Here is a 23,202-nt window from a genome sequence, read left to right as displayed (position 1 = left end):
CGGCGCAAGGCCACCCCGCTGGTTGTTGATTCAGGATGAAACGCCCCGGGAAGTTGGGGGGCTGATACCACATTTGATGGCTTTGTCGGCGTGGGCCGAGCAGGGCGAGAGGACGCAATCGATGATACCTTCAACACATTTTCGGGGAGCAAATGCTCTCCGTACGATGCTGGTTGTCTGTGCCGGTTTGATGGTCACAGGCTGCAACAGCAGCAGTTCGAGCTCGAGTACGCAAGCACGGGACGGCGCTGACGTACAGTTGGTGCTGGAGCCGGAAGACAATCAGATAACGGCAAGCTGGAACGCGGAGGATTTCTCCGGGGTGACGTTCAACCTGTGTCTGGCGCAAGAGTCGCTGGAGGCCGGATTCGACAATTGCACCAGCTATCAGGGTGCACAGTATCTGACTGATGTCAGTTCACCGCTGACCGTCTCCGACCTCGACTTTGGGTCAACCTACTGGTTCCAGGTTGAAGCAGTCAGCAGTTCGGCGGGCAGCCAGTTGTCTCCCGTGATGAGCGTGACCCTGGTCGCCGATGCCGTCACCGGCCAGATCTTGCGGCAGGGCCCTTATGCCGCTATGGGGCCCTACAAAGAAGGGTCCGAAGTCAGGTTCTTCGCGCTGGATGACAGTACTGGCCAGCGTCTGGGCAGTGCTCTGGCAACGGCCACTGTCGACGAGGCAGGCGTCTTCGAGGTGCCCGCTCTGGCGGTCCGCTGGGTGGAGGCCGAAGTCAGCGGCGAGTATCTCGATCTGTATACTGCCGATGGCTATGTGGATGACCCTGAGATTGTCCTGTCGGCCTTTCTGGATCTGCAGGATGCCCGGCAGGGACGCAATATTCAGGTGCTGACACATTGGCTGAAGGCGCGGGCGCTGCATTACCTGCACACCAGTCAGAGCGGCAGTCTGGTAGACGCATACAGCAAGGCGGAAGCCGATGTGATGGCAGACTTCGGCCTGAGTGTTCTGCCGAGCCAGTTGCATCTTTTTTATGGCCCGGACCTTCCGGAGGGTCACCGCGATGCCGTGTCGACACTGATCATGCTCTCCACGGCCCTGGCTCAGCGAATCGAGAAGACTGAGCAGTTAGAGAGCATTACTGCAGCCTATGCCAAGGACCGCTTTGAATCGGAGGACGAGGAACTGGCTCTGATCAAGACGCGGCTCGGAGACAATAGCGCCTTCTATCTGAGCCGCGGCCTGTCGCGCCTGGGGAGCAACTTCCCGAGAGACGATCAACCCGATTACTGGGTCAACCTCGCGCGCTGGCTGACCGGTTGCCGCTCGGCGCAGGCCTTTACCTCGCGCACCATCCTTTGTCTGGGTGAAGAGCTGGCGCAACAAGAAATTCAATTTAAGGTGGCCAACCCCGGGGGTTCAACCGGCGCGCCCGGCTCGGACAACGTTTGGGACGTCTATCTTTACCCTGAAGCCGCTGGCATGTGGGCCCTGGAAGTGTCGATGGATGAAGCCTGTTCCGTCAGATGGACCAGCTACCCCACCGAGACCGTATCAGGCACCGAGATGGGTGGCGTGCAATTCACCAGCCGGACCAATCACCGACTGCTGGGTACCCAAAGAATGATACCGAGACTGTATCTCCTTCGTTTCCGCAAGCTGTCCGATGAATGTGACGCCACCCAGGCAACGCTCAATTTCCGGCGCGTGTCGACGGGGACTGACAATGTCAATTCCCGAGGAGTCTATTTCCTGTCTCCGAATCAAATGCAACCGGGGGTGTCGGGCGGCTATCAGCACACCACGGCCAATCAGGAAAGGTCGACCTATCGATCCTATTTCTTCTTCAATAACACGGGGCCATCCGGCAAGTATCAGTTCGAAGTCGACTTTGGCCTCAGTTCACAGGATATGGATATCGTGGTAGAGGAACTGGGTCAGTTTGGCTATGCCCCCGTGTCGGGCGCAGTCACCAAGGTCAAGACCACGAGTCGCACGGTCAAGGAATATGACCTGGTCAACAGTCGGCTCTATCGGGTTCAGGTGCGGAATCTGTTTGGTCGCACCAGCAACCTGGGCAGCTTTCAGTCCTACCAGCGCCACCCTTTCGAGCTGACGGTAAGCCGTGACTGATGGGGCGTGGTGAGCGCTCAGGCGCTGCCGGGGTCAAACCCGACAGCGCCGCCGCCGGTCACCGGGTCCCGGCTGGCGCCGGCGGCCTGCAGGCGATCCAGATAGTCTTGCCACAGGGCGTCGTGGTCGCGGATAAAGGTGTACAGGGTCTCCCAGTGAAAGAGGCCGCTGTCATGACCGTCATCAAAGATGAGCCGAACGGCATAGTTGCCGATCGGCTCCAGCCCGGTCAGCCGCACATGGCGCTTGCCGGTCTGCAGGATGGGATTGCCGTGCCCCTGCACCTCCGCCGAGGGGGAGTTGACGCGCAGAAACTCCGCGCTCAGCGTGCCCGAGGTGCCATCCTTGAAGGTCACTTCCAGGGTGTTGCTTTTTTTGTGCAGGTTTATCTCGGTGGGATTCATGAATATTGGGCTCTGGTGTTTAGTCGACAGATGACAGTGGAATCTAGTAGACGGTTGACAGTACACAGTCGACAGTGAGGGTTTGACAGCCCTTGAGGGTCATTTAAAGATTCTACCGTCTACCGTCTACCGTCTACCGTCTACCGTCTACCGTCTACCGTCTACCGTCTACTAATCAAAGAATAAACCGACTCAGGTCTTCATCATCCACCAGTGAATCCAGTGCGGCACTGACAAATTCGGCATCCACCACCACCGGCTTTTTCTCATAAGCCAGTTCGGTGGCCTGATAGGAGGTTTCCTCGAGCAGCCGCTCCAGCAGGGTGTGCAGACGTCGCGCGCCGATATTCTCGGTGCGTTCGTTCACCTGGAACGCCACTTCCGCAATGCGGGCAATGCCGTCTTCGGTGAACTTCAGTTCCAGCCCCTCGGCGCCCAGCAGCGCTATGTACTGTTCGGTCAGGCTGTAGTCGGGCCCGGTCAGAATCTGTTCGAAGTCGGCCTGCTTCAGGGCTTCCAGTTCCACCCGGATGGGAAGGCGACCCTGCAGTTCGGGGATCAGGTCTGAAGGCTTGGAAAAGTGGAAAGCACCGCTGGCAATGAACAGGATATGATCGGTCTTGACCATGCCGTACTTGGTGCTGACCGTGCTGCCCTCGATCAGCGGCAGCAGGTCACGCTGCACGCCCTCGCGGGACACATCGCCGCCGCCGCGCTGGTCGTTCTTGGCGATCTTGTCTATCTCGTCCAGGAAGACGATGCCATTGTGCTCCACCTGATACAGGGCCTCGGCCTTGATCTCTTCGTCATTGATCAGCCGCGCCGCTTCCTCGTCGACCAGTTGCTTCCAGGCATCGCGGATTTTCAGACGACGGGTCTGCTTTTTCTGCTGCGACAGGTTGCTGAACATGTTCTGCAGTTGACTGGTCATCTCTTCCATGCCGGGGGGCGCCATGATTTCGACACCCATGCCCGCCTGAGATACTTCGATATCGATTTCCTTGTCGTCCAGCTCACCTTCGCGCAGTTTCTTGCGGAAAGACTGGCGTGTTGAAGACTCGCCTGTGGACTGTTCCTGCTGTTGGCCGCGTGCCGGCGGCAGCAGGGCATCCAGAATGCGATCCTCGGCCGCATCTTCGGCGCGGTGGCGCACCTTCTTCATCGCCTCTTCGCGCACCATCTTGATGCCCATTTCCACCAGATCGCGCACGATGGACTCCACATCGCGCCCCACATAGCCGACTTCGGTGAACTTGGTGGCCTCCACCTTTACAAACGGAGCCCTGGCCAGTTTGGCCAGGCGGCGTGCGATCTCGGTCTTGCCCACACCAGTTGGCCCGATCATCAGGATGTTCTTGGGTGAGATTTCGTCGCGCATGGTTTCTTCAAGCTGCATGCGCCGCCACCGATTGCGCAAGGCTATCGCCACCGCGCGTTTGGCTTCGTGCTGGCCGATGATGTGCTTGTCCAGTTCGGACACGATCTCACGGGGGGTCATTTGACTCATAACAGCTTATTCCTTGGTGATGCGTTCAATCACCAGCGAGTGATTGGTATAGACGCAGATGTCGGCGGCAATATTGAGCGCCTGCTCGGCAATGTCATAGGCGCCCTTGTCCGTGTGTTCGTGCAGCGCCCGCGCCGCTGCCAGTGCATAGTTGCCACCGGAGCCAATGGCCACGATACCGTGTTCGGGTTCCACCACGTCACCGGTGCCGCTGATGATCAGAGAGGTGTCCTTGTCGGCCACGATCAGCATGGCTTCCAGGCGGCGCAATGCCCGGTCGCTGCGCCACTCTTTTGCCAGTTCGACGGCGGCCCGGGTCAGATGGCCGGAATGCTGTTGCAGGTGGCCTTCAAATTTTTCGAAAAGGGTAAAGGCATCGGCGGTGCCGCCTGCGAAGCCGGCAATCACCTTGTCGTGAAACAGCCGCCTTACCTTGCGCGCGTTGCCTTTCATGACGGTGTTGCCGAGGCTCACCTGGCCGTCCCCGCCTACCACGACTTCGTTGTCCTTGCGGACCGATACGATGGTGGTCATGCGCTACTCCAGAGCTGATGGTCAGATCATCCGAGATGGCGATGACAACAACATATTTCAAGAGGCATTCACCAGCAGGCGGTAATCCGCTACATTGTCTGCACGTCATCCAGCGGAGGGTGTGCAATGAATAATAATATGCTGAATCTTTTTTCCGGTCGCCTGCGACACACGGCGATCGCCATTGCAGGCAGCCTCTGCCTGAGTCTGTCAGCGACAGCCGCTGACTGGCTGTATCTGTCTCCTGCAGGTGGCTGGGTGCAAGAGGATATTCAGGTAGACAATTATCCCTACTCGCTGGAGCTGCCCGGACATGCCACCAGAATCTGGTGGGCGCCTGAGGAAGGTGACCGGGATATGGTTCGTGAGCGTCGCAGTGAAATAACGGTTCTGGAGCCCGGTACGGAAGTGGAACTGGCTTCTTCAGTCCGCCTGCCGGGCATTGGCCCCATGGTCGCGGGTGACCGGCTGACCATCCGTCAGTTCATTGGCAACCAGGTGGTGGTGTCGGCTGATGACAAGGCGGTTGTTCTGGGCGCGGACACCTTCAGCACCCTGTCGTTCAATGTCACTCCAGTCGGTCTGGATCGGGTTCGACTGGACGCCGACCGTCCCGCGCCCGAGACGCGGCGCTTTGCCTGGTACTCAGAGGAGCTCAGAGGGGATGTGCGCTATCGATTGACCCTGAACGAAGACGAGCCGGCTGATTTGCAGCAATACCTTCGCGTCGTCAACACCGGTACGCAGGCTTTACAGGCTGCGGGGTTGAGCTGGTTTCCGGGTAGTGGTGATACCGGCTCGCCGCGCGCCATGATGATGGAGGCTATGGCCGATGGCGTCACCGAAACAGCCGACGGTCCGGTTGCCGCCCTGGAGTTGCGCCAGTCAGCTCGTCTGCCCGCGCGCTCCGAAACCTGGATGCCGGTGTCCGCCCAGCCGGTGACCGCCGAGCACCGCTATGAGCTGAACTGGGATACCCGCCAGGGGGAACTGCAGAGTCGCAGTGCCGAATGGCGCCTGCACCTGAGCGCCGAGGATTCCCTGCCGAGACTGGCCGGCCTTATTGAAGTCAGCTGGTTTGATGAGCGCCTGTCGGCTCTGGACAGCCGTTACCAACGCCAGCAGGACCGGGTCACCGCATTGTCTTTGGGAAGAAATGACCAGGTGACTCTGTCTGTCGAGCCGGAGTCCGCAGCCAGTGCTGTGCTGCTGGTGCGCAATCATCTTGAGCAGCCGGTCACGGTGAATCTGGGGGTAACGCATCAGCCAGATCGGCAGGGATCCCCGCTGTCAGACCGGGTGACGATTACCGTACCGCCCGGCGAACAGCAGTTTGATGTGCGCTTTGACAGCACCTCGGTCACCCTGCAAGACTGATGACCGGCAAGAGGGTCTGCGCCAACCTGCTCAGGGAGTGTGGGCGCGGACCAGGCCCTGCATTCCCATATTTTCCAGCTGTTCACCAATACGCTGGGTATCACTGGTGCTGCTAACCGGCCCGATCATGACTCGGTAAAAAACGCCCCGGTCTCCCAGATCGGCCGGCGTGACATGGGCACTGGTCATGCCCTCCAGAATCAGCTGGGCACGCAGACTGTCGGCGTCACTTTCACTGGAAAAAGAGGCCACCTGGATAATGAACTGACCCGGCGAGCCGGCGCTGTCCGGGGCCGATGAATCGGGCAGTCGGTCAGGAATCAGGTCTTCGGGAGAAGTGTCTTCGATGATTTCACGTTGGCGCAAGGCCACTATTTCATCAGGCACGAACACATCGGTTTGCTGCAGCAGAGTATAGAATTCCAACTGCGCCTGCCGGCTGGGCTGGGTGGGCTCCGACTCCGGCGCTGTGCTTGGCGGTGCAGACGCGGTGGAAGGTTGCTGCTGCGGTGCTGCCGGCAGCAGATCACTCAGGCTGGGCAGCTCGAACTGCATTGGCTCGCCGTCTTCCGGGAGTTGGCTGAGAAAAAACAGACCACCCACGAACAAAACGACGACACTGGTGGTGAACAGCCATACCCAGCGGGGCACACGCGATTGCTGGACGCGCACCGGCTGTGGTTTCTGAGCGTAATCACGTGGCACAGGTGTACCCTCCGAGGCTTGTCATCACATGCTGTCCGGTGCACTGACACCCAGCAGCCCGAGCCCGTTGGCCAGCACTTGGCGCACGGCCAACGCCAGCGTCAGGCGGGCATTGCGCAAAGCGTCGTCATCGACCAGCACCCGGGTACCGTTGTACCAGCTGTGGAAGGCGCCGGCCAGATCGCGCAGGTAAGTGGCCAGCAAATGAGGCTCATAGTTCAGGGCCGCGTTACGCACAAATTCCGGATACTGACTCAGACGCTTCAGCATATCCTTCTCGGCATCTTCTGTAAGCAACTCCATGTTGTCCAGCCCCAGTGATTTGTCCAGTGGCTGGCCGTCTTCTTCCAACTTGCGCAGCACACTGCTCACCCGGGCGTGAGCGTACTGCACATAGTAAACCGGGTTGTCCTTGCTTTGCGACTTGGCCAGTTCAAGATCGAAATCCATCTGCTGGTCGACCTTGCGCGTGACGTAAATAAAGCGGGCGGCATCATTGCCGACCTCCTCGCGCAATTCGCGCAGGGTGACAAAGCTGCCACTGCGGGTCGACATGGCCAGTTTTTCGCTGCCGCGATACAGGTTGGCAAACTGCACCATGGGAATGATCAGGCCATCCGGGTTGTGCCCCAGCGCCTGCATGGCCGCCTTGACCCGGGCGATATAGCCGTGGTGGTCGGCGCCCCAGATATTGATGACTTTGCTGAAACCGCGGGCAAACTTGTTCTCGTGGTAGGCAACGTCCGACGCAAAGTAGGTGGTCTGGCCATTGTCGCGCTTCAGTACCCGGTCCTTGTCGTCGCCGAAATCGGTGCTGCGGAACCAGAGGGCGCCGTCTTTCTCATAGACATGGCCGCGAGCCGACAGGTCTTCAATGGCTTTCTCGACCTGCGAGTTGCCCTCGGTCAGGCTGCGCTCGGAGAACCAGAGCTGGTAGTCGACGCCGAATTCATGCAGATCCTGCTCGATGTCCGAGCGGATGCCTTCCAGCGCCTCACTGAAAAAGCGCTCATAGCGCTTGTCGCCCAGTTGCTTGCGGGCGGCGGCAATCAGGTCGTCGATATGCTGCTCACGGTCACCGCCGGCGGGCTCGTCCGGTCTGACGTCGGCAAACAGATCTTTTGCTGCAAGTTTGAACTGATCGCCATCGGCCTGGCGAATGTCCTGGGCGATGTCCAGGATATAGTCACCCTTGTAGCCATTGCTGGGGAAGGTCAGTGTTTCTCCGCACAGTTCGAGATAGCGCAGATAGACCGACGTGGCCAGAATGTCCATTTGGCGCCCTGCGTCGTTGACGTAGTACTCTCGGTGGACCTCAAAGCCGACGGCCTGCAGTAGATCGGACACTGTAGCGCCATAGGCCGCGCCTCGGCCATGACCGACATGCAGGGGCCCCGTCGGGTTGGCGGATACGAATTCCACCTGGATTTTCTCGCCCTGGCCGATGTCCTGCCGACCGAACCGGTCACCCTGCTGGAACAGCGTATCCAGCAGCATGCGGCTGGTCTCTTCGGACAGAAAGAAATTGATGAAGCCGGGGCCGGCAATCTCGACCTGCGTCACCAGCGGACTCTCCGGCAGGGCGGCCACGATGCGCTCGGCAATCTTGCGCGGCGGCTGACGGCAGGGCTTGGCCAGCGTCATCGCCAGATTGGTGGCCAGGTCGCCATGCGCCTTGTCCCGGGTGTTTTCCAGCATGATGGTGGGCTGGATATCGGCGGGAATGAAGGCGTCCGCTTTCAGCTGTTGGATGGCCTGTTCGAGCAACTCGCTGACAGCGCTTTTCATGGGGTAACCGGCTCCTGAGATCTGTACAAGGGCGGGTATTATCCTGATTTTGGGCGGGGGATGTAAGGGCTTCAGAACTCGATTGGATCCACATCGATGCCCCAACTCAGCTTGCCGGGTATCTTCATGCCGTTCGATACGGTCAGCACGGCACTGTCCAGCACCTGGTGCAGCGGGGCGCGGCGGGTGCTCTTGAGCAGCCACAGCATGCGATAGTGACCGGCGCGGCGGCTCATCAGCGCGGGCACGGGGCCGACTGCCGTGACCTCGGGTGGCAACGGGAGAATGCGGCTCAGATCGGACAGAAACGCCAGTGCTGTGGTTTCGTCCGGATGATCGGCGCGCAGCAGGGCCAGGTGGCTGAAGGGCGGCATGTCGGCTTGCTGGCGCTCCTCAAGCAGATGAGACGCCAGGTTGGCATAGTCGCTGGTCAGAAAGCGGTTGAGCAGCGGGTGCTCCGGCAGTCGGGTCTGCAGCAGAATTTCGGCACGGGCGCGCCGCCTGCCCGCCCGGCCGGAGACCTGAGTGAGCAGCTGCGCAGTACGTTCGAAGGCGCGAAAGTCGGCGCTGAACAGGCCGCTGTCGGCATCGAGAATGCCGGTCAGGGTGACATTCGGGTAGTCGTGACCCTTGGCCAGCATCTGGGTGCCGAGCAGAATGCCGGACTGGCCTGCCTGAATGTCACTGTTGACCCGCGCCCAGTCCTCCGGATTGCGGATGCTGTCCCGGTCAATCCGCCAGATGGCCGTGTCGGGCCAGCGCTGGCGCAGATACTGCTCCAGCCCGGCGGTGCCCAGTCCGAGCGGGACCAGGCGGGTTTCAGCACAGTGCTCACAGGGGTAAGGCGGACGGTGCGACCAGCCGCAATGGTGGCAGAGCAGTCGGGCCGGGTTCTCGTGATAGGTCACATAGGCCGAACAGTTGGGACAATGCTGGATGGTGCCACAGGCATCGCAGATCATGCTGGGCGCAATGCCGCGACGGTTCAGAAACAGCATCACCTGTCGGCCCTGCTGCAGATGCTCATCCATCCGTGTCACCAGCGGGGTGCTGAGGCCATGGGCCACCGCGTGCCGGTTCAAATCAATCAGGCTGCGGGCCACGTCACCCTGGTCTTCCCGGCGTGGCAGGTCATGACGCTGATAGCGGCGCTCCCGGGCGTTCTGCAGCGACTCGAGTGCGGGTGTGGCACTGCCGAGCAGAATAGGACATCCCGCCTGACGGGCCCGCCAGAGGGCAACATCGCGGGCGTGATAGCGCACACCGTCCTGCTGCTTGTAGGAACCATCGTGCTCCTCGTCGACAATGATCAGGCCGAGATCAGCAAACGGGGCCAGCACGGCAGAGCGCGTACCCAGCACCAGCGGAATGCGGTTGTGCGCCAGATCCTGCCAGACGCGCAGACGGGCCGTGTCGGTCATGCCGCTGTGCAATTGTGCCGTGGTCATGCCCAGGCGCTGGGAAAAGCGGCTTACCATCTGTGGTGTGAGGCCGATCTCGGGCAGCAGAATCAGGCATTGCCGACCCTGTAGCAGAATGGTGCGAGCCCATTCTATATACAGTTCGGTCTTGCCGCTGCCGGTGGCGCCCAGCAGCAATTGAGGTGTGCTGTTGCTTTCGGCATTCAGAAACTCAATCAGCAACTGGTTCTGGGCAGGGCTCAGGGTCAGGGCCGAGGCTCGCGCGGGCTCTGGGCGCGATGCCTGCTGCTCTGTCCATTGGGCCAGCTCTTCCCGACACAGGGTGTCGGCGGTTGGCTTGCCGATGCCTTCCTGTTTCAATTCTTCCCGGGTCAGTTGGCTGTGTTGCTGTAACAGACGCACCAGAGTTTGCTGCTTGCTGCCGCGTAATTGGGTCGGGTCGAGGGCGCGCCCTCGTGGTGTCAGGCTGAGGTGGCGGATAGTGCGCGCGGCGGGCAGGGCCAACCCGGGGCGGGCTGCTGCCGGCAAACACAGTTCATAGGCTTCGCCGATCGGGGCGTGGTAATAACGGGCCAGCCACTCTGCGAGCGCGCAATTGTCTGCAGGCAGCATCGGGTGTTCATCCGGCACATCGGTCAGGGCGCGCAGGCGAATACCTTCCGGGGCCAAGGCAAGGGTGTCGGTGATGACACCCCCCAGTTGGCGGCTGCCAAAGGGTACACGCACGCGCTGCCCCCGCTGCAACCCGGAAGGTCCAGAGTAGGTGAACGTCTGATGCAGCGGGCAGAACACCGCGACGGAATAGAGGGCGGAATCGGGTACATCCATTGGTTGTGCTTTGCTCTGGTTCTGGTAAGATTTGCCGCCCCATAACGGTGGACCGATTGTGCCTCAGGCGCAAGATGAGTTCAAAACAAACCGTGCGGTGCCCGGGTCAAGGCATGTCCGGCGACGGGTAGCGGCACGTATGCAGAGGTTTTTCATGAAAGAAGGCATTCATCCCAAGTACGAAGAGCTGGTGGCCAAGTGCTCCTGTGGCAACGTGATCACGACCCGCTCGACGCGCGGCGGCACCATGCAGCTCGACGTCTGTTCCGCTTGCCACCCGTTCTACACCGGCAAGCAGAAGATGATCGACGCCGGCGGCCGAGTTGACCGCTTCAAGAAGCGCTTCGGCAACCGCGGCTCGATTGGCAGCAAGTGAAAAACAAAGAGCGCCCTCCGGGGCGCTTTTTGGTTCCGCTTTACGTTCCACTGCGTTATGTTAAGAAGCCCGGCGGGAATTGTCTGCAGGCTTGTCAGTTCCCGTTTCGAAACCCGAACCCTTGCAGGATTTGAAGCGCACCATGACAGCATCAGATTTTAAAAAAGAAGCTCTCCGCTATCACGCAGAGCCACGCCCTGGCAAACTCAGCATTGAAATTTCCACAACGGCGGAGTCGCAGCGCGACCTGTCGCTGGCCTACAGTCCGGGGGTTGCTGAACCGGTTCGGGCCATCGCCGAAGATCCTGAAGCCGCCTACAAGTACACCATGAAGGGCAATCTGGTCGGCGTCATTTCCAATGGCTCCGCCATTTTGGGGCTGGGTAATCTGGGTGCACTGGCCAGCAAACCGGTGATGGAAGGCAAGGCCCTGCTGTTCAAGCGGTTCGCCAACATTGATTCCATTGATATTGAAGTCGATACGCAGGACGTTGACGAATTCGTGCAGACGGTCGAGCGTATCGCGCTCACCTTTGGCGGCATCAACCTCGAAGACATCAAGGCGCCCGAGTGTTTCGAAATCGAGCGGCGGTTGATCGAGCACTGCAATATACCCGTTTTCCATGATGATCAGCACGGCACCGCCATTGTGACGGTCGCCGGTATGCTCAATGCACTGGAAATTGCCAACAAGCCGATCGCCGAGGCCCGCCTGGTGTGTCTGGGTGCCGGCGCGGCAGCCATCTCCTGTTGCCGTCTGCTCAAGTCGGCCGGCATGAAGCCGGAAAACATCCTGATGCTGGACCGCAAGGGTGTTATTCACAATGGCCGAGATGACCTGAACCAATACAAGCAGGAATTTGCTGTGCACACGGATCGCCGCACTCTGGCTGATGCGCTCCAAGGTGCTGATATTTTCCTCGGACTCTCCGGTCCTGACTTGCTGTCACCGGATCTGCTGAAAACCATGGGCGCTCAGCCCATCGTGTTCGCCTGCTCCAACCCGGACCCGGAAATCAAGCCGGAACTGGCGCGGGAGGCCCGCCCGGATGTGATCATGGCGACGGGTCGTTCGGATTACCCGAACCAGGTCAATAATGTACTCGGGTTTCCGTTCATTTTCCGGGGTGCGCTGGATGTGCGTGCATCGGCCATCAATGAAGAGATGAAGTTGGCGGCCGCCAAGGCCATCGGTGAACTGGCGCGCCTGCCGGTGCCAAAAGAGATACTCGAGGCTTATGAAGTCGAGGAGATGTCATTTGGCCCGGATTACATTATTCCCAAACCGATCGACGGACGCCTGCTCAACGCAGTTGCCGGGGCTGTTGCTCGTGCAGCGGTAGACAGCGGCGTGGCCAACGCACCGCTGCCGGACGAGTACAAGGCCACACTCTGAACTATTGCCCCGAATTTAACCACTCGGGACACTAGAAAAGACCGCCGCCGGAGCCTCCTGAGCTGCTACCGCCGCTGCGGGCTCCGTTGCCGGAGCCAGTGACGGTTTCTGTCGGCACCTGATCCGATTTGAAAACTTCAAAAACGGCGCCGTTGTATCCCGGCGGCGCCAGTTTCCCCGACTGCGGGTCAATCCTGACCTGAGCAATGCCTGACGGTCGAGACCAGGGTTCGTCCGGTTTGCCGTTCAGGGCTTCCGCCATGAAGTCGATCCAGATCGGCAGGGCGGCCCGACCCCCGAATTCATTGAAGCCAAGGCCGGTGTTATCGTCGCGGCCTACCCAGGCGGTGGCCACGACATGTGGACTGAAGCCGGCAAACCAGGCGTCGGCGCCGTTGTTGGTCGTACCGGTCTTGCCTGCAATGTCGCTTCGCCCGATGCTCTGCGCGGCGGCAGCCGTGCCTCGGGTAATACCGTCACGCAGCATGCCGGCCATCAGATAATGGGTTTGCGGGCTGAAAATCTGTTCCGCCTGGTCGGGCGTGTCTTCCGGGCAGTCCCGACACGCATGCACGCGCGGTGATTCATAGACAATGTTGCCAAACGGGTCTTCGACCCGATCAATGAGATAGGGATTGACGCGATAGCCCCCATTGGCAAACGCAGCGTAACCGCGATTGACTTCCAGGGGCGTGAAGGTGGAGTTGCCGAGCACCATGCCCAGATTGCGATCCAGGCGTTGACGGTCGAAGCCGAACCGGCTGACATAGTCGACCGCGTAGTTCACGCCTATCTCGTCGAGCAGGCGCACACTGGCCACGTTGATCGACCGGTACAGTGCTTCGCGCATGGGGATATAGCCTCGATAGAGGTCCCCGGCATTGCGCGGCCGCCAGACGCCTTCGAGCGTTGTGTCCCGCATTGAAATGGGCGCGTCGTTGACCAGGCTGGACGGCGAGTGACCACGATCCAGCGCCGCAGCGTAGACAAAGGGCTTGAAGGTGGACCCGGGTTGCCGGTTGGCCTGTGTCACCCGGTTGAAACGGCTGAGGAAGAAGTCGAAGCCGCCAACCAGTGCAGTAATGCCACCGTCTTCTGGGTTCATGGCAATAAAGCCGCTCTGGGCTTCTGGAATCTGGGTCAGGCGCCACTGATCATTGTTGCCGCGACGAACACGGATGATGTCGCCCTCGGCAAGGACATCACCGGGTTGCCGGATGGCCGGGCCATAGTTGTCGATGCTGCGGCGCTCGCGGGCCCAGGTCATGCCTTCCAGGGGGATCTGGATCCAGCCGCTGTAGCGACCCCAGGCCAGCACATGCGGCAGGGTCTGTGACTGCTCGCTGTTAGCCGCCTCGTCCAGCGCGTCTGCATCAACAACCCGCACTACGAGCGCCGGCTCCAGGCCGCCGAAGAAACCGTGCTGACTGACCAGGCGCTGATAGGTTTCGGTGTCCTGGCCATCATGGCCTTCCTCCAGTTCATGGTTGGCCTCCGGGCCTACATAGCCGTGGCGCTCGGAATAATTCACCAGGTGCTGGCGCACCGCCCGATTGGCGGCATCCTGTTGTCGGGCATCAATCGTCGTATAGACCTTGTAGCCCGCGGTGATGGCTTCTTCGCCAAACATCTCGACCATTTCCAGGCGCGCCTGCTCCGCCACATAGTGGGCGTTGACCGCCATGCGAGCGGTATTGCGCTCTGCCGTATTGGCAGCAGTAATGGCGTTGGCATGCTCTGTTTCAGTGATAAAGCCCAGTGCGTGCATCCTATTGAGCACGGTATCGCGACGGATCATGGCGCGCTCGGGGAAGGAAATCGGATTGGCCGCTGACGGGCGCTGGTGCAGACCGGCCAACATGGCCAGCTCCGGCAGCTCCAGTTCGGCGATGTCCCGCCCGTAGTAGACCTGCGCGGCCGCCTGTATACCGTAGGCCCGGTGGCCGAGATACATCTGGTTGGAATACAACTCCAAAATTTCCGCCTTGTTCAGGACCTGTTCCATGCGGAAGGCGAGAATTATCTCGGTGAATTTGCGGGTAAATGTCTTGTCGGGATTGAGAAAGAAAGATCGGGCGACCTGTTGGGTCAGGGTACTGCCTCCTGAGCCTGGTCGGCCGGTGGTCAGAAATTCGAGTGCGGCACTCCCGAAACGCATCGGATCCACACCGATATGGTCTTCGAATCGATGATCTTCTATGGCCAGTAACGCCTTTACATATAACTCGGGTATTTCCTCGAATTGTAAAGGTGTACGTCGCTGTTCCCCGATTTCGGCCATCAACTGGCCATCATTGGAATATATCCGCAGCGGCGTTTGCAATTCCACGTCCTTGAGTACCTCGACAGGCGGTATGGTGGGCGCCAGATGCAGGTATATCGCGGCACACACGGTTACGAACCCGGTAAAAGCAACCAGGCCGATCCATAAAAGGATATGCCATCCCCGTTTGAGCAAAATCATCGTTCAAAATACCTGCAGTTTGCTAACCGTTTCGCAAAAAAAGCCATTGTATGCCAAGATTGTACGTCAGATAGTTGTCAAATCACTTCCGGTGCTTTCTAATGTACTTCAGAGTAATGATGCCATACTTGTCGCACTCTGGATTTGTTCGGACTTAATAAGGACTAACCTGTGCTTGGCCTTACCAAGAAAAAGAACAAGAGCATGTTGGGCGTTGATATCAGCTCAACCTCGGTAAAGATACTGGAGCTGAGCCGATCTGGCCAGCACTACAGGGTCGAGGGCTATGCTGTCGAGCCGCTGCCCGAAAATGCCGTCGTGGAAAAGCATATTAACGATGTGGAAGCCGTGGGCAACACGGTGTCTCGTGCTTTACAAAAAATACGCACCCGGGTCAAGTCTGCCTCCTGTGCCGTGTCCGGCTCTTCAGTGATCACCAAAACCATCGAGATGAGTCGCAACCTGTCGCAGGAAGACATCGAAGAACAGATCATGCTCGACGCCGACCAGTATATTCCTTTTCCGATGGACGAAGTAGCCATGGACTTCGATGTCATCGGGCAATCGGCGCGCAGTGACAATATGGTTGAAGTGCAGTTGGCCGCAAGCAAGAAAGACATTGTGGAAGACCGGCAACTGGCGCTGGAAGCGGCGGGTCTGACCGCCGAGGTCGTTGATGTTGAAATCTATGCCCTGCTGCGCACCTTCAGCGAACTCTTGCCGCAAATGGGCGATTCCCTGAACGAAACCGGATCACTTGAGAACCTGACCATTGCGGTCATGGATGTCGGTCACACCATGACCACACTCACAGTGATGAGCGGCGAACGCATTGTTTACACACGCGAACAGGTGTTCGGTGGCAAACAATTGACGGAAGAGATCATGCGGCGCTACGGGGTGACCGTTGCCGAGGCCGGGCTGGCCAAGAAGCAGGGCGGCCTGCCGGATGACTACCATGCCGAGGTCCTGGAGCCCTTCAAGGATGCGACAGTACAGCAGGTGGCACGCTCCCTGCAGTTCTTTTTCGCGTCGACAGAATTCAATGACGTTGACTACATCTTCCTGGCCGGCGGCACCTCCGCCATTCCCGGCCTGGCAGATATGGTGCAGGAAAAGATCGGCACGCCGACTCTGGTGGCCAACCCCTTTGCCAACATGAGTCTGGCCAACCGGGTGAATGCCGCCAATCTGAGTAACGATGCGCCGTCATTGCTGGTGGCCTGTGGCCTGGCCTTGAGGAGCTTCGCATGATAACGGTCAATCTGCTGCCCTGGCGAGAGGCAGAACGACAGCGCAAGAAGGGCCAGTTCGTCCGGGTCCTGGTGGGCAGCGCTGTGCTGGCTGGCCTGATGGTCTATGCCGGACACTACTTTCTCAGCCTCGAAGTCGATAATCAGCAGGCGCGCAACCAGTTTATCCAGGACCGGCTTAGTGTGATGGATGAAAATATTCGTGAAATCCAGACGCTGCGCTCGGAGCGCGCCGAGTTGATAGAGCGGATGCAGGTCATTCAGCAGTTGCAGGGTGATCGTCCGATCATCGTGCATGTGTTCGACGAGATTGCCCGCCTGATGCCGGAAGAAGTCTATTTCACGTCTTTGCAGAGTCAGGGGGACACCATCCGGATTGTCGGCATGTCGCGCACTACCACACAGATTTCACAGTTGATGCGCAACTTCGAAAACTCCGAATGGTTTACCAACCCGATCCTCGGCTCGGTGACTTCCCAGGGCAGCGGCAACCAGTCAGCCAATCGCTTTCAACTGTCGGTGACGCGAACCCGGCCTGATGCGGAGGATGACGACGCATGAGCATGAAAGACTCACTGCAGCAGTTGCAGGAATTCGATTTCAACAATATCGAATGGGATCGCATGGGCGTCTGGCCGGTGCCGGTCAAGGCGCTGTTCGTTATCCTTATCATGGGTGGCATTCTCGCCATCGGCTATTTCATGTTGCTGCAACCCGTGCAGGACACGCTGCAACGGTCGCAGAACGAAGAGCAGCGCTTGCTGAACGATTATGAGAGCAAGGCGTTTCAGGTGGCCAACCTTGAAGAGTACCGGTCCCAGTTGGAAGAAATGCGGCGCACCTTTGAAGAAGTGCTGCGGCAACTGCCGGATGACACCGAGATCCCCGATCTGCTGGTGGACATCAATGACACGGCAGAGTTCAGTGGCCTGAGCGTCAATGAATTGAGCATCAGAAGCCCCCAGGAGCGCGAATTGTTCATCGAGCAACCGCTCGACCTTGAAGCCGTGGGGGGCTATCACGAGATTGGTGCCTTTGTCTCTGGGATGTCGGCGCTGCCGCGCATTGTCACTTTGCACAACTTCTCCCTGGAGCCCACGGGCGACCAGGGGTCAGCCGGCCCAAGGCTGCGCCTGCGCATTGATGTCAAGACATACCAGTACCACGAAGCAGCAGGAGGCAACTGATGAACCTGAAGGTGTTCAGACGCTGGTCAATCCTGCTGCTGCCGGCCACCCTGGTGCTGGCAGCCTGCGATACCAGTCGTGATTTCGGTGATATCAGACAGCGCATGGCCGAACTGGATGATCGCCCCAGCGGGCAGGTGCCGGACGTGCCGGTCTACGAATCGCAGGAACTGTTCTTCTACGCTGCGGCAGATCTGCGCAGCCCCTTCCGCTCCTTTATCGTGGAGCAGGAAGAAGAGGAAGAAGAACCGGAAGATACCGGTGTTGAACCACCGGATCAGGACCGCGACCCACAGCCACTGGAAGCCTACAGCATCGACGATCTGCGCATGGTGGGTCATGTACAGCGTGAAGGCGAGTCGATCCGGGCGCTGGTGATCGCACCCGGCGGTACGCTGCATCAGGTGCGCGGTGGCGATTATATGGGTACCAATTTCGGGCGGGTCGTGTCCATTACGCCCCGTCGCATTCAACTCACAGAGACCGTCCCTAGTGGGCGGGGCGGCTGGCTCGAGCGGCCGCAAACGATCAGTCTGGCCGAATAGGGCATGGGATAACGATTATGAAGACTTACAGAGCCTGCACAAAATCCTGGCGTCGTGGCCTCGTCATGCTGGCCGGACTGTTTCTGGCGCCGCTGACCTGGTCTGTCGACCTGACCGACATCAGCTACGTCGGTCTGGATGGCGGACGCGCCGAAATCACGCTGCAGTTCGATGGCCCGGCACCGGAGCCAACGTCTTATGAAATTCAGCAGCCGGCACGAATCTCCATTGATCTGCCGGATACGGTCAGTGCGCTGCCCGACCGATACTACAATATCGGTCTTGGCAACACGCGGGCAGCCACGGTTCTGACGTCCGGTGAGCGCACCCGAGTGGTGCTCAACCTGAACCGCCTCGAGCCCCACGATGTGGTGCGTCGGGGCGACAATGAGCTGGTGATCACCGTGGGTGGTGCCCGTGCGACGGCCGATGTGGCGCGCGAGGGCAGAGCCAGTGGCGAAGTGCGTGACCTGGACTTCCGGCGCAATGAAGAGGGTGAGGCACAGGTTCGCATCCAGATGTCGGACAACCGCGCGAATGTGGACATCAGCCGCTCCAGAGGCCGTATTCTGGTCGACATTCCCGACTATGTTCTGCCGGACAACCTGGCTCGCAGACTGGACGTTCTCGACTTCTCCACTGCGGTTCAATACATCACGGCACGCCAGGTCGGCACCGGTACCCGCATTGAAATCGAACCGGAAGAAAATTTCGATTACGCGGCCTTCCAGACCGGCAACACCCTGGCGATCAACGTCAAGAGTCTGACGCCTGAAGAGCAGTTGGCCGCAGAAGACGACTTCCCCTTCACCGGTGAGCGTATCTCTTTCAACTTCCAGGATGTAGAGCTGCGTCGTGTACTGCAAATTATCGCCGATACGGCCGGCAAGAGCCTGGTAGTTGCCGACAACGTTGGCGGCAACATCACCATTCTGCTCGACAATGTGCCCTGGGATCAGGCGCTGGATATCATTCTGACGGCGCGCAACCTTGACCAGCGTGCCCAGGGCGACGTTCTGTTGATTGCACCGGCTCAGGAAATTGCCGACCAGGAGCAACAGCGCATGGCCAATCAGCAGGCCATGGAAGAACTCGCACCGCTCGAAACCGAGTTCGTGCAGATCAACTACACCACGGTCAGCGATGTACTGAGCTTCATTCGCGATGATGAGAATCTGCTCTCGTCACGCGGTGCAGCCACGGTAGATCAGCGCACCAACAGCCTGTTGCTGCGCGACACCGCACCCAACCTGATCCGTATACGTGAGGCCATCGATTTTATCGATCGCCCGGTCCGCCAAGTGATGCTGGAGAGCCGCATTGTGGTTGCCCAGTCGTCATTCACCAATGACATGGGTATTCGCTGGGGCGGCGGTGCAGTCAATCGCGGCGGTACGACAACCAGCTATATCACCACGGGTGGTATCGGTGGGGCCGGCGATTTCCGCCAGATCGGTGCCCAGTGGAGCAACTACTACGACGGCGGCCCGCTGCCTGATTTCAACAGTGTGGCCGTGCCCACCAACACCAGCGTCAACCCGATCCCGCAGCCGGTCAACCCGGGAGCGGCGGCCTTCACCGTAGGTTTCGCGGCATTGGATTATGCCCTGGATCTCGAGTTGTCAGCGCTGGAAAGCCGCGGGCAGGCGGAAATTGTCTCGCAACCCAAGCTGATCACTTCCGACGGTAACGAGGCGGAGATCGCGTCCGGTACCACCATCCCGTTCCCCGGTCCTGACGGTGGCACCGAGTTCGTGGATGCGGTGCTGTCCATGACTGCTACACCGCGCATAACGCCGGACAATCGGGTGATGCTGAACCTTGAAGTGGTTCAGGACTCTCCAGCCGGTGGCGGCTCCGGTAACATCAATACCAATACACTGCGCACGCAGGTGCTGGTGGATGACGGTGAAACCCTGGTACTGGGCGGCGTCTATCGGGTAGAAGATGTAGAAGAGGTCAACAAGATCCCCGTGCTCGGTGATCTGCCGGTGCTGGGTCGTTTCTTCCGCAGTACGTCGCAGCTTGAGCTGAAGAATGAGTTGCTCATCTTCATCACTCCGCGGCTGATTGAGGACCGGGTAGCAGGCAACTGAGTGGTCTTGTCGGCAGGCAGTTTGTTTCTGGTAGGGCCCATGGGTGCCGGCAAGAGCACCCTGGGTCGCCTGCTGGCGGACTGCCTGAACTGGACCTTTGTCGATGCCGATCGGGTCATTGAAGAGCGGGCAGGCGCCGACATCCCCTGGATTTTCGATCTCGAAGGTGAAGGCGGCTTCCGCCAGCGCGAAACCCAGGTGCTGGAAGAACTGACCCAGGTGCCCGGCCAGGTGCTGGCCACCGGGGGCGGTGCGGTCATTCGGCCGGAGAACAGGGCCGTACTCAGTGAGCGCGGCACTGTGGTCTATCTGCGCACCAGCATCGCTGCTCAATTGCGCCGCACCAGCAAAGACCGCAGCCGTCCTCTGCTGCAGAAGCCTGATCCGGAAAAAGTCCTGACCGACCTGCTCCAGCAGCGTGAGCCTCATTATCTTGCGATCGCCGATATTGTGGTGGACACAGACCACTATCATCCGCGTGCGCTCGCCGAGCACATTATCGACATCTACCGCCACGGGTCCAACCACAAAGCCTCATGAAAACACTGCGCCTTGATCTGCCTGCACACCAGTATGACATCCATATCGGGCCCGGCCTGCTCAGCCAACCTGAACTGCTGACCCCGCATCTGTCGCCCGAAATTCTGGTGGTCACCAACGAGACCGTGGGGCCCATCTATCTGCAGAACCTGCTGGAGTTGCTCCGGCAACAACCTGTGGTGCAGCGGGTGAAGCACGTCAGCCTGCCGGACGGTGAGCAACACAAGCATATGGGAACGCTGGACGAGATTTTCACCAGGCTGCTCGAGCTGGGGTACTCGCGGCGCTGCACCCTGCTTGCCCTGGGTGGCGGTGTGATCGGCGACATGACCGGATTTGCGGCCGCGGCCTATCAGCGGGGCGTCAACTATATTCAGATACCGACCACATTGCTGTCGCAGGTCGACTCCTCCGTGGGCGGCAAGACAGGTGTGAATCATCGGCTGGGCAAGAACATGATCGGCGCCTTCAAGCAGCCGGAACTGGTCCTGATCGATACCCTGACGCTGCAGACATTGCCGGATCGGGAGTACGCTGCCGGACTGGCCGAAGTGCTCAAATATGGCCTGATTGCCGATGCCGAGTTTTTTGTCTGGCTGGAACAGAACTGGCGCAAGTTGCTCGAACGCGAGCCAGGCGCGGTGGCGGAAGCCATCTATCGTTCCTGTGCACTGAAAGCCGAAGTGGTCGCCGACGATGAAACCGAACAGGGTCGCAGAGCCATCCTCAATCTGGGTCACACCTTTGGGCATGCCATCGAAACCTGGACCGGCTATGGCGCCTGGTTGCACGGCGAAGCGGTAGCCACCGGCCTGCTGATGGCAGCCGACCTGTCCAGTCGAATGGGGCACCTGGAGTCTTCCGTGATCGACCGTGTGCACACGCTGCTTGAGCAGGCGAAGCTCCCGGTTCGCTCGCCTGACGGTATGTCCCGCGATGACTACCTGCAATTGATGGCCAGAGACAAAAAGGTGGAATCCGGCGTGCTGCGCCTGGTGTTGTTAAAATCGCTTGGCCATGCGATAGTGACCAGCGACTTCAGGGTTGAAGACCTGTATCTGACGATCGACCATTTTCAGAGCTGAGTGCATGCCAGAGCAGCCGTCCTATGTAGCCTACTACGGTCTGAAAAGCGACCCATTCGGCGATCTGGCCGAACCGCCTTTCGTGCCAGTTGGCGGCCGTCAACAGGCCGTTGACACCCTGCTGCACCTGCTCAGTTATTCAGAAGACATCCTCTTTGTGGTCGGCCCCGTCGGCAGCGGCAAAAGCACCCTGCTTGAGCAATTCATTCGCCAGCTTGACGAGACACTGGACCTGGTGCTGGTGGACGTCAGTTCTGTCGGCAGTGACAAAGAGCTGTTGTGGGACCTGGCCACCCAGTTTCACCTTTATCCCGATCGGTCGCACAGTACTCAGCGCCTGCAATTGATGCTGCAGGCACATACCCAGAGTCTCTATGAACAGGGCAAGATACCGACGCTGGTCATCGACGATATTGATGAATTGCCGATCGATGTGCTGGCGGGCCTGAGTCCGGTGCTGCATGGCGGTATCGATAATACAACCGGTCTGCGCCTGGTGGGTTTGGCCTCGGACCCTGCCGATATAAAGCGGGAGCTGTCGGCTCTGGGCTTTGCCTCGGCGCAGATGATCGAGCTGCCGTCACTGAGCCTCGATGACAGTCTCAACCTGCTGCAGTCCTATTTCATTCGAGCGGGTGCCGACAATGGCATTCCACTTGACGCCAACCAGCTCAAGCGTCTGTATCGCCAGAGTCAGGGCCGACCCGGTGCCTTCCTTGATGGTGTGCGGGATGCGCTGATTGTGGCGGCGCAGAAGAGCAAACGATCAACCGTTGTGCCCTGGCCACACATGGTCGCGGGCGCTGCCGTGATCGCGGTAATTGCCCTGGCGGCTCTGTACCAGTCCGGCACTGAACCGGAAGAAGGGCCAGCCATCGAAAGCCTGTCCGAACTGGACCTCCAGACCGAACCCCTGCCAGAAGCTGAGACGCCCGTGCCTGACGCCGATGGCATTGATCCGGACCTTGCCGATCATACTGCCGAAGAAGTGCGCTCCCGGCTGGAAGAAGCTCTGGGCGAGCGGGCGGAGCAATCGACAGACGATCCGGCCCCTGCTGATGCTGCTCCGGATGCCGGTGCCGAGATCGACCCGGACCTGCTTGCCGATCTGGCTGAGTCCGAGGCTCCGGAGCCCGCGCCGGAGCCGTCGACGCCTGCCGCTCCGTCGGGAGATCATCCACTGGAAGCGCCGAATTGGCTGCGTGAAGCGGACAGCGGGCGGTTTACCATTCAGTTGCTGGGTGCTCGTGACCAGGACAATATCCTGGCTTTTGCCGAACAGCAGGGGCTGTCTCCGGACCAGGCCGGCTATGTGCGCACCCAGATGGACGACAGTCCCTGGTATGTGCTGGTCACCGGCAACTACAGTGACCGTGATGAAGCCAGGGCTGCCATCGAGCAACTGCCTGAAGCCCAGCAGGCTCTGTCACCCTGGCCGCGCACCCTGGGTTCTCTGCAGGGCGCCCTGCCCTAAGTCTTTATACCGTTAAAATTCAGTTTTCCACCCTCTGAAAGCCGGAATTACGCTGGGTTCGATTGTGAGCATCTGGCCGCGTGATTAACATGTTGACACAGTGTGACCAATATTTGACCAGCCGGGC

At 59.6% G+C, this 23,202-nt stretch carries 19 protein-coding genes; 12 read left to right on the top strand and 7 right to left on the bottom strand.

From position 1 onward, the window contains the following. Window positions 1-166 precede the first annotated feature (166 nt). Complete coding sequence (locus LAT62_RS00705; RefSeq protein WP_293377365.1) at window positions 167-2,095, top strand: hypothetical protein; 1,929 nt, start codon at window positions 167-169, stop codon at window positions 2,093-2,095. A gap of 17 nt (window positions 2,096-2,112) precedes the next feature. Here the strand turns inward: LAT62_RS00705 and LAT62_RS00700 are convergent, their stop codons facing one another. The 3 genes from LAT62_RS00700 to hslV all read right to left on the bottom strand — a co-directional run bounded on the left by LAT62_RS00700 (window position 2,113) and on the right by hslV (window position 4,540). Further along, entirely contained in the window at window positions 2,113-2,505 is a 393-nt protein-coding gene (locus LAT62_RS00700) for a gamma-butyrobetaine hydroxylase-like domain-containing protein (RefSeq protein WP_367120510.1), read from the bottom strand. A 169-nt stretch (window positions 2,506-2,674) separates the two neighbouring features. After that, window positions 2,675-4,006 carry an ATP-dependent protease ATPase subunit HslU gene (gene hslU, locus LAT62_RS00695; protein WP_293377359.1) on the bottom strand — a complete coding sequence of 444 codons (1,332 nt, stop codon included), beginning with the start codon at window positions 4,004-4,006 and terminating at the stop codon, window positions 2,675-2,677. Window positions 4,007-4,012: 6 nt separating this feature from the next. Next, entirely contained in the window at window positions 4,013-4,540 is a 528-nt protein-coding gene (hslV, locus tag LAT62_RS00690; RefSeq protein WP_293377356.1) for an ATP-dependent protease subunit HslV, read from the bottom strand. 126 nt (window positions 4,541-4,666) lie between these two features. On the opposite strand from hslV, the gene LAT62_RS00685 reads away from it, so the two are divergent. Beyond that, on the top strand, window positions 4,667-5,917 hold the full coding sequence (locus LAT62_RS00685) for a hypothetical protein (protein WP_293377353.1): 1,251 nt from the start codon (window positions 4,667-4,669) through the stop codon (window positions 5,915-5,917). Window positions 5,918-5,947: 30 nt separating this feature from the next. On the opposite strand, the gene LAT62_RS00680 is transcribed toward LAT62_RS00685, so the two are convergent. The 3 genes from LAT62_RS00680 to LAT62_RS00670 all read right to left on the bottom strand — a co-directional run bounded on the left by LAT62_RS00680 (window position 5,948) and on the right by LAT62_RS00670 (window position 10,659). After that, complete coding sequence (locus LAT62_RS00680) at window positions 5,948-6,622, bottom strand: SPOR domain-containing protein (RefSeq protein ID WP_293377350.1); 675 nt, start codon at window positions 6,620-6,622, stop codon at window positions 5,948-5,950. Window positions 6,623-6,646: 24 nt separating this feature from the next. Next, the gene (gene argS / locus LAT62_RS00675) at window positions 6,647-8,410 is read right to left on the bottom strand and encodes an arginine--tRNA ligase (RefSeq protein ID WP_293377347.1); all 1,764 of its coding nucleotides are present in this window, start codon (window positions 8,408-8,410) and stop codon (window positions 6,647-6,649) included. Window positions 8,411-8,481: 71 nt separating this feature from the next. Next, window positions 8,482-10,659, bottom strand: coding sequence for a primosomal protein N' (locus LAT62_RS00670; RefSeq protein WP_293377344.1), 2,178 nt, complete (start codon window positions 10,657-10,659; stop codon window positions 8,482-8,484). Between the two features lie 154 nt (window positions 10,660-10,813). Between LAT62_RS00670 and rpmE the strand changes: the two genes are divergently transcribed. Both rpmE and LAT62_RS00660 read left to right on the top strand, forming a co-directional pair. After that, a complete protein-coding gene (gene rpmE / locus LAT62_RS00665; RefSeq protein WP_293377341.1) occupies window positions 10,814-11,035 on the top strand; it encodes a 50S ribosomal protein L31 in 222 nt (73 codons plus the stop codon). A 142-nt stretch (window positions 11,036-11,177) separates the two neighbouring features. Continuing rightward, window positions 11,178-12,431 carry a malic enzyme-like NAD(P)-binding protein gene (locus tag LAT62_RS00660; RefSeq protein ID WP_293377338.1) on the top strand — a complete coding sequence of 418 codons (1,254 nt, stop codon included), beginning with the start codon at window positions 11,178-11,180 and terminating at the stop codon, window positions 12,429-12,431. A 31-nt stretch (window positions 12,432-12,462) separates the two neighbouring features. On the opposite strand, the gene LAT62_RS00655 is transcribed toward LAT62_RS00660, so the two are convergent. Next, a complete protein-coding gene (locus LAT62_RS00655; RefSeq protein ID WP_293377335.1) occupies window positions 12,463-14,895 on the bottom strand; it encodes a penicillin-binding protein 1A in 2,433 nt (810 codons plus the stop codon). A 171-nt stretch (window positions 14,896-15,066) separates the two neighbouring features. On the opposite strand from LAT62_RS00655, the gene LAT62_RS00650 reads away from it, so the two are divergent. Genes LAT62_RS00650 through LAT62_RS00615 form a run of 8 tightly spaced genes read left to right on the top strand, consistent with a single transcriptional unit; the run spans window position 15,067 to window position 23,075 of the window. Beyond that, window positions 15,067-16,149 (top strand): pilus assembly protein PilM, encoded by a 1,083-nt coding sequence (locus tag LAT62_RS00650; RefSeq protein WP_367120507.1) that lies wholly within the window; start codon window positions 15,067-15,069, stop codon window positions 16,147-16,149. Then, window positions 16,146-16,709 carry a PilN domain-containing protein gene (locus tag LAT62_RS00645; protein ID WP_293377332.1) on the top strand — a complete coding sequence of 188 codons (564 nt, stop codon included), beginning with the start codon at window positions 16,146-16,148 and terminating at the stop codon, window positions 16,707-16,709. The genes LAT62_RS00650 and LAT62_RS00645 overlap by 4 nt, the downstream gene beginning before the upstream one ends. Next, window positions 16,706-17,335 (top strand): type 4a pilus biogenesis protein PilO, encoded by a 630-nt coding sequence (locus tag LAT62_RS00640; protein ID WP_293377329.1) that lies wholly within the window; start codon window positions 16,706-16,708, stop codon window positions 17,333-17,335. The genes LAT62_RS00645 and LAT62_RS00640 overlap by 4 nt, the downstream gene beginning before the upstream one ends. Beyond that, window positions 17,335-17,880: a pilus assembly protein PilP gene (locus tag LAT62_RS00635; protein ID WP_293377326.1), complete on the top strand. Its 546-nt coding sequence runs from the start codon at window positions 17,335-17,337 to the stop codon at window positions 17,878-17,880. Before LAT62_RS00640 ends, LAT62_RS00635 begins: the two co-directional genes overlap by 1 nt. 17 nt (window positions 17,881-17,897) lie before the next feature. Then, on the top strand, window positions 17,898-19,976 hold the full coding sequence (gene pilQ, locus LAT62_RS00630) for a type IV pilus secretin PilQ (protein ID WP_293377323.1): 2,079 nt from the start codon (window positions 17,898-17,900) through the stop codon (window positions 19,974-19,976). Between the two features lie 6 nt (window positions 19,977-19,982). Continuing rightward, window positions 19,983-20,516, top strand: a complete 534-nt coding sequence (gene aroK / locus LAT62_RS00625; RefSeq protein ID WP_293377320.1) for a shikimate kinase AroK — start codon at window positions 19,983-19,985, stop codon at window positions 20,514-20,516. Beyond that, on the top strand, window positions 20,513-21,601 hold the full coding sequence (gene aroB, locus LAT62_RS00620) for a 3-dehydroquinate synthase (RefSeq protein ID WP_293377317.1): 1,089 nt from the start codon (window positions 20,513-20,515) through the stop codon (window positions 21,599-21,601). Before aroK ends, aroB begins: the two co-directional genes overlap by 4 nt. 4 nt (window positions 21,602-21,605) lie before the next feature. Next, complete coding sequence (locus LAT62_RS00615; protein WP_293377314.1) at window positions 21,606-23,075, top strand: AAA family ATPase; 1,470 nt, start codon at window positions 21,606-21,608, stop codon at window positions 23,073-23,075. The last annotated feature ends 127 nt before the right edge of the window (window positions 23,076-23,202 follow it).

It is taken from the genome of Natronospirillum sp. (assembly GCF_022565775.1).
Classification (GTDB): Bacteria; Pseudomonadota; Gammaproteobacteria; order Pseudomonadales; family Natronospirillaceae; genus Natronospirillum.
The sequence above is the reverse complement of the archived record's forward strand: the minus strand, read 5'-3'. Positions and strand labels throughout refer to the sequence as shown.